Origin of the sequence: Collinsella sp. AM18-10 (genome assembly GCF_003471585.1) — a bacterium.
In the GTDB taxonomy this organism is placed as follows: Bacteria; Actinomycetota; Coriobacteriia; order Coriobacteriales; family Coriobacteriaceae; genus Collinsella.
This window is the reverse complement of sequence record NZ_QRJO01000028.1, coordinates 1-6,680: the sequence shown is the minus strand read 5'-3', so window position 1 is coordinate 6,680 and position 6,680 is coordinate 1. Positions and strand designations below refer to the sequence as shown.

Here is a 6,680-nt window from a genome sequence, read left to right as displayed (position 1 = left end):
ATGATGGGGCGGAATGTCAATCCTGGTCTAACAGAGCCAAAGAAAAAGCCTCCGCAGGTTTCCCCGCAGAGGCTTTCGCCACAAAGACTATTTGTCGTCGTCGGTGTCGGCACCGGCATTGACGGCACAGTCATCGCCGGCATCATCGGATGCGATCTCTGCATCTTCCTGCATAGCCGCCTGCGCAAATGCCGCGGCGTCCGCCGCAAGCTCCTCCTCGCTCATACGAGGCGCACGCTTCTTGGTCGGCATGCCGGCCGCCTTGGCATTGCGCTCCTCCTTGGCCGCCAGGATATCGCCCTCGCGCTCAAGATAGGCATCCCACTCGTTGTCGAGCAGGGCGTTCACGGCGTCGCCTTCGACGGTCTCGCGCTCAAGCAGCACCTTGGCCATCAGATCGAGCTGATCGCGACGGGCATCCAAAATCTCGACCGCACGGCGATGGGCCTCGCGCATGATGCGCTGAACCTCGATATCGATGCGGCGCGCCGTCTCCTCGGAGTAATCCTGGTGATCGGCGTAATCGCGGCCCAGGAATACCTGATGCTGTGCCTCACCAAACACCTGCGTTCCAAGCTCCTCGCTCATGCCCAGGCGCGTGACCATCTCGCGCGCCATCTTGGTCGCGCGCTCCAGATCGTTGCTCGCGCCCGATGTGATGTCGTCGCACATGAGCTCCTCGGCAACGCGACCGCCCAAGAACACGGCAAGCTCGTCGAGCATCTCGTTCTTGGTCTTGAGGAAGTGGCCCTCCTGCGGAAGCTGCAGCGTGTAGCCCAGCGCCTGGCCGCGGCTGACGATCGAGATCTTGTGAACCGGATCGGAATGCTCCAGGACGTGGCCCACCAGGGCGTGACCGCTTTCGTGGTAGGCAATCGTGGTGCGCTCGGCTTCGGTCATCACACGACCCTTGCGCTGCGGACCGGCAATCACGCGCTCCATCGACTCCTCGACCTCGTCCATCGAGATCACGGAACGATGACGGCGGGCAGCCAACAGTGCAGACTCATTGAGCAAGTTCGCCAGGTCGGCGCCGGTAAAGCCAACGGTCATCTGGGCGAGCTTCTCAAACTTAACGTCCTCGTCCATCGGCTTGTTCTCGGCATGCACGCGCAAGATCTGCTCGCGGCCCTTCACATCCGGACGGTCGACCGTAACCTGACGGTCAAAACGACCGGGACGCAGCAATGCCGGATCCAGGATGTCAGGACGGTTGGTCGCGGCGATCAGGATGACCGACTCGCTTTCCTCAAAACCGTCCATCTCGACCAGCAGCTGGTTGAGCGTCTGCTCGCGCTCGTCGTGACCGCCGCCCAGACCGGCTCCGCGCTGACGCCCCACGGCATCGATCTCGTCGATAAAGATGATCGACGGGGCCTGGGACTTGGCCTCCTTAAAGAGGTCACGCACGCGGCTGGCGCCGACACCCACGAACATCTCGACAAAGTCAGAACCCGAGATGCTAAAGAACGGCACGCCCGCCTCGCCGGCAACGGCCTTGGCCAGCAGGGTCTTACCAGTACCCGGAGGGCCAACCAGCAACACGCCACGCGGGATCTTGGCGCCCAGCTTGCGATAGCGGTCCGGATCGCTCAAAAAGTCGCGGATCTCCTCGAGCTCCTCGACTGCCTCGTCCACACCGGCAACATCCTCAAACTTGACCTTGGGGCGCGTGGCCTCGTTGGTCTTGGCGTTAGTCTTGCCAAACTGCATGTTCCTGTTGTTGGCGCCCATCATCTGGCGCATAAAGTAGAACATGATGGCGATCAGGGCGATCGTCGGCAGCACGCTCATCGCCAGGTCGCCCCAAAAATCGGGGTCATTGGTGTTGACGATGTACTTGGTATCGGGGTGCTCCGCCATAAGCTCGGCAAGCGAATCGGAGCCGACATAGGTCGAGGAGAAGCTCTTGAGCTCGCTCGTATCGCCCTTGTCCTTTTTTGTCTTCCAGTAATGACCCGCCACGCTTCCGTCTTGAACCGTATAGGTCAAATCTTCGACACGGTCCTGCTTAATGGCGTTGACCATCTCGCTCGTCGCGAGCTTAACGGTATTGCTGGAGTTGGCAAAGCCGGAGCCCATGTTAAAGAAGGCGTAGCCCAGAAGCGCGCAAGCCAAAATAAAATACAGCCAGCCCGTACGCGTGGGCTTCTTGCCTCCGGGCATCCCCGGGATCTTAGGCTCCCGGGGAGTCTGGGAATTGTTATCGTTACGGTCATCGGGCATCTTACGAATAAACCTCCGGTTTCAAAATGCCCAGATACGGAAGGTTACGATAGCGCTCGGCATAGTCGAGGCCGTAGCCCACCACAAAGGCATCGGGGCAATGGGTTCCAACATACTTGGGCGTGACGGCCGAGGTACGGTCCTCAACGTCCTTCCACAGGAAGGCGGCGACCTCCAGCGAGGCGGGCTTGCGGCTCTCGAGGTTCTTCATCAGATACTTGAGCGTCAGGCCCGAGTCCAGAATGTCCTCGACGATCAGCACGTCGCGACCGCGGATGTCGATATCCAGGTCCTTAATGATACGCACGATGCCCGAGGACTTCACACCGTCGCCATAGCTCGAAACAGCCATGAAATCGATGTTGGTCGGCAGCTCGATCTTGCGCATCAGGTCGCCCATAAAGACCACGGCGCCGCGCAAGACCGCAATCAGCACCAGATCCTTACCCGCGTAGTCGCGAGTAATCTGCTCGCCTAGGCGAGAGACGATACCGTCGATATCCTCCTGCGTAAACAGAACCTTCTCGATATCCGGATGTTGAGAAGCCATGACAACCCTTTCTTGTGCTTATCGCCCACACACCGCCGTATGGACGCGAACTACACATTCTAGCAGCGCACGGGGTATATTTACCAGCCCGTGCGCCATCAGCGCGGGAATACCGTCAACGTCGCACAGAATAGCTGGCGTGGGACGCTATTCCGCATCGACCACACGAAGCAGATACGCCACGCGCGTTGCGGCCGTGCATTTAAAACGCTCGTCCGTGCGAACGCCTGCGACCCATACTACGGCACCTCCCGGAGCCGTTCTTACCACGGGTACGCCAGAGCGCTCAGATACGGGAATACGAGCCTCGTTGAGCAGGTCGGATACCTTCTTACTTCGCCCACTCATGCCCAACGGACACATCACATCCCCCGGCGCGGGACCGTCTACCCACAGACGCGCCAAACGCGCCTCGGCGGGAATCTCCCCGCGCGAGCCGGCGAGCATCCGTTCGTTATCGCGATCGGCAAAGCCCAGCGTCGCAGCATCCACCATCGCGACCACCCCTCCGGCACCCGCGAGTTCGCGGGCACGGCGCACAATATCACACCCCGGCTCGACGGCCATCGGCTCTGCCACAAGAATGCGGCCCGCCCCCAGCGGCAATCGACCGGGAATGGTGACCCAATCGGCAACTAATCCCTCGCGCGCCGCCGGAGCCTTGAATGACAGCATGCCAAACTCCACGCGCGCATCGATTCCCGCCGGCAGCGTGACCGAACCCGAGCCTTCGGCGACACAGGCGAGCACGCGCTCCACATGCCGCATCTCCGGGCGAGCGTCGGGGTCGATACGCTTAATTGCCAGTCGCACCATGCGCCGAGCAATCACCACCTCGGCCGCGGCCAGTCGGCGAGCGTCAAGAACCAGTGCACCCGCCGCCTCCTTACGCAGGCAGCTTCGAAACGCCTGTGCGGAAAGCTGGGAAAGAAAGGCATCCTCATCGCCCAAGATCTCGCAGGCGGCGCCAATCGTCTTACAGACACTCGCGTTGCGCTGCGCCACCACCGGCATCACTCGATGGCGCACATAGTTGCGCAGGTACGAAACGTCCTCGTTGCTTTCATCTTCCCGCCATGGCTGACCGTGCACCTGCAGATAGCCCACGAGTTCATCGTGCGTGAGGTCGAGCAAGGGGCGAACCACAATGTTCCGACGGCGCGGAATGCTCGATAGACCCGCGGGACCCGACCCTTTAATGGCATTCATCAAAAATGTTTCCGCGCGGTCCGACGAAGTATGCGCGGTACAGATACGAGCCGCCGTCCGCGGTGCGCCCGATTCGGCACAAAGTTCGCGAACGTATCTCCGTGCCGCGGCATAGCGCACCTCGCGAGCCGCAGCCTCGATATTGCCCGATTCGTCATCAATATAGGCATGCTCAACACACAGCGGCAAACCGTATTGTGCGCACAGGTCACGTACAAAGGCCTCGTCGCCATCGGATGCCTCCCCGCGCAGATGATGGTTTACATGCAGCACGTGCAATCGCTCGCGCGCAATGGGAGCGACGCCGCGCCCGTCCTGGATATCCAGCTTTGATGTGCAAGCCATAAGGAGCAGCGCCGTCGAGTCCGCACCGCCTGATACCATAAGCACTACGGGGGCAGCGGCCTGCCGCGTTGCCAGGGCGCTCTTATCCGTCCTCGGCGCGGCATGATGTCCATAGTGCTGAGATACCGTTGGCATTCGCTTCCTCCTCTATTCGTCCGCACTCATTGTATCCTTTGGAATCTTATGTCTCGCCTGCACCTTCATATCCTCGGCAGCGGCTCAAAAGGCAACTGCGCACTCGTCGAGGGACCTCAGGGGCTCATCATGATCGACAACGGCCTGTCCCGCCGCGAGACACTTAAACGCATGGCGGAGCTTGGCCTCTCGGCAGACGACGTCGCCGCTCTTGTAATCACCCATGAGCATGGTGACCATATCAAGGGGCTCGATGTATGGTGCAAGCACTGGCATGGTCCCCTCTTTGCCAGCAGGGACACCCTTTCATGCAAAGAAAACCTCGCGCGCCTGCCCGTAGAGGAATTTGACCCCGGCGACACGCTCCCCATTGCCGGCATCCACGTGCAAACCTACTCAACATCGCACGATGTCATCAATCCTGTCGGCTATCGATTTAATGCTCTCGATGATTCCATTGGGTTTGCCACCGACACCGGAGAGTTATCGAGCAAGGCCATAGGCATCCTCAAAGACTGTCGAGTTCTCGCGCTCGAAAGTAACCACGATGTAACTATGTTGCGCGAAGGAGCGTACCCCCGCTTTCTTCAGGAGCGCATCCTGTCCACAAAGGGGCACCTCTCCAACAACCAGGCCGCCGAAGCCGCGCGCGAACTTGTTACCGATCGCACCGAACAACTCATCGCCATGCACATCAGCCAGGACAATAATCGTCCAAGCCTTACCGTCAAAAGCTATGCCAACGCGCTTGATGCAAGTCTCGATGATGAACTCGGCAGTTCTGCCACCCGTCTTCAAGGGCCACGGAAGCTCTCGATACGCCCTGCAAGCCAGTATCAACCGACAACCATTCAATAGCCCCTCAAGACAACAAAGGGGGGCTGGGAATCACTTCCCAGCCCCCCTTAACTCATACTCTCGATTGAAGCAGAGCCATCGTTAGTCGATGGAGATCTTCGTAACGTTCTTCTTCTCGACAATCTTGGGAACCGTAACGGTCAGGATGCCGTCAGCATACTTAGCCGAAAGGCCCTCGCTCGAAGCGTCCTTCAGATACACGCCGCGCGTCGCGCTGTACGAGCTAAACTCCTTCTGCAGGAAGTTCTTGCCCTCGTTCTCCTCGTCCTCCACAACGTTCACGCTAATCGACAGGCGACCCTCGTTAAGCTCAACGTCGATATCATCCTTAGCGACGCCGGTCAGATAGGCCTTGACCTCATAACCATCGCCCTTGTCCTCGACATCAACGGGGAACGCCTTGGAAGCAATCGAGTTGTTTGCAAGATCGGTCATATCATCAAACAAATCGAACAGCGAGCTAGCAGAAGGACGAACGCCAAAAACCGAACGATAAGGAACCATGCTTGCCATGTTTACCACTCCTTTTAAGGACTGCCGAGTCATCTTCTAGGTGACTGGGACTTCTTTTGACGCTCTTATATATGCCCACCCAGTGCTCATATATACATCGACTATAAAGTTTTTTGAGTCCAGTACTATAAGCATATCTAAGTGTGTATGACTCAGGTCTTAGTAAGGTTAAGGTTCTTTGAACCAGAGCTTAAATAAGAAGTATGTTCGCAGCTACAAATAACAAGGGGCTTACAATGAGCGCGTACACGTTGTTGGTAACGAGCTAAAGGGCATCATGGACGACCAAAACCAGAACAATATGTTTATGCCGACGCAGGGCGAAGATACTTCTACGCAGCCGCCACGGTTCCATCGCCCCCACATCTCGCAAGAGCCCATTAATGATCCTGAGCCCGATTATGTGACGAGAAATCGATATCAAACGCTCGAGGATGCCCAAACGGGACGTAAACATATGGGCGTTGCCTCGGGAGACCCTGTATATCTGAAAGACGCACCATTATCTAAAAACAGCGCAGCTAGCGATGAGCCGATGAAAGCATCCGCCGCTCATCAACAAAGAGGGCCTCGACCCAAGCAAACCTTGACGCATTCGGCTCGCTATCTCGAAACGCCAAAACAGGGAAAATCAATCTTCGTTTCGTCAAGTAAACGACGCAAGCAGCATCAGCTGACAATTCTGCTTTTGATCATTGCGGCCATAGCAGTTGCCCTTGTTATACGATTTATTTTCTTTAAATAAAGGCTCAATACCAAAAACAACAAGATCGTCTGGTGTAATTGAGTCATTTACACCCCGTAAACGCAAAAAAGGGGGAGGCCGCGAGGCCTCCCCCTTCTT

Annotated in this window: 6 protein-coding genes; 2 read left to right on the top strand and 4 right to left on the bottom strand. The window is 57.8% G+C overall.

Annotation, left to right across the window (positions count from 1 at the left end; translation table 11 throughout):
* Positions 1-87: 87 nt before the first annotated feature.
* From ftsH to tilS, 3 genes are all read right to left on the bottom strand, one after another.
* Positions 88-2,166 (bottom strand): ATP-dependent zinc metalloprotease FtsH, encoded by a 2,079-nt coding sequence (ftsH, locus tag DW211_RS09865; protein ID WP_304999787.1) that lies wholly within the window; start codon positions 2,164-2,166, stop codon positions 88-90.
* A gap of 61 nt (positions 2,167-2,227) precedes the next feature.
* The gene (gene hpt, locus DW211_RS09860; protein ID WP_055251779.1) at positions 2,228-2,776 is read right to left on the bottom strand and encodes a hypoxanthine phosphoribosyltransferase; all 549 of its coding nucleotides are present in this window, start codon (positions 2,774-2,776) and stop codon (positions 2,228-2,230) included.
* A gap of 147 nt (positions 2,777-2,923) precedes the next feature.
* Positions 2,924-4,465, bottom strand: coding sequence for a tRNA lysidine(34) synthetase TilS (gene tilS, locus DW211_RS09855; protein ID WP_199576785.1), 1,542 nt, complete (start codon positions 4,463-4,465; stop codon positions 2,924-2,926).
* 48 nt (positions 4,466-4,513) lie between these two features.
* On the opposite strand from tilS, the gene DW211_RS09850 reads away from it, so the two are divergent.
* The gene (locus DW211_RS09850) at positions 4,514-5,323 is read left to right on the top strand and encodes an MBL fold metallo-hydrolase (protein ID WP_117629858.1); all 810 of its coding nucleotides are present in this window, start codon (positions 4,514-4,516) and stop codon (positions 5,321-5,323) included.
* 81 nt (positions 5,324-5,404) lie between these two features.
* On the opposite strand, the gene DW211_RS09845 is transcribed toward DW211_RS09850, so the two are convergent.
* Positions 5,405-5,836: an Hsp20/alpha crystallin family protein gene (locus tag DW211_RS09845; protein WP_055251783.1), complete on the bottom strand. Its 432-nt coding sequence runs from the start codon at positions 5,834-5,836 to the stop codon at positions 5,405-5,407.
* A gap of 277 nt (positions 5,837-6,113) precedes the next feature.
* On the opposite strand from DW211_RS09845, the gene DW211_RS09840 reads away from it, so the two are divergent.
* A complete protein-coding gene (locus tag DW211_RS09840) occupies positions 6,114-6,581 on the top strand; it encodes a hypothetical protein (protein ID WP_117635976.1) in 468 nt (155 codons plus the stop codon).
* Positions 6,582-6,680: the final 99 nt, after the last annotated feature.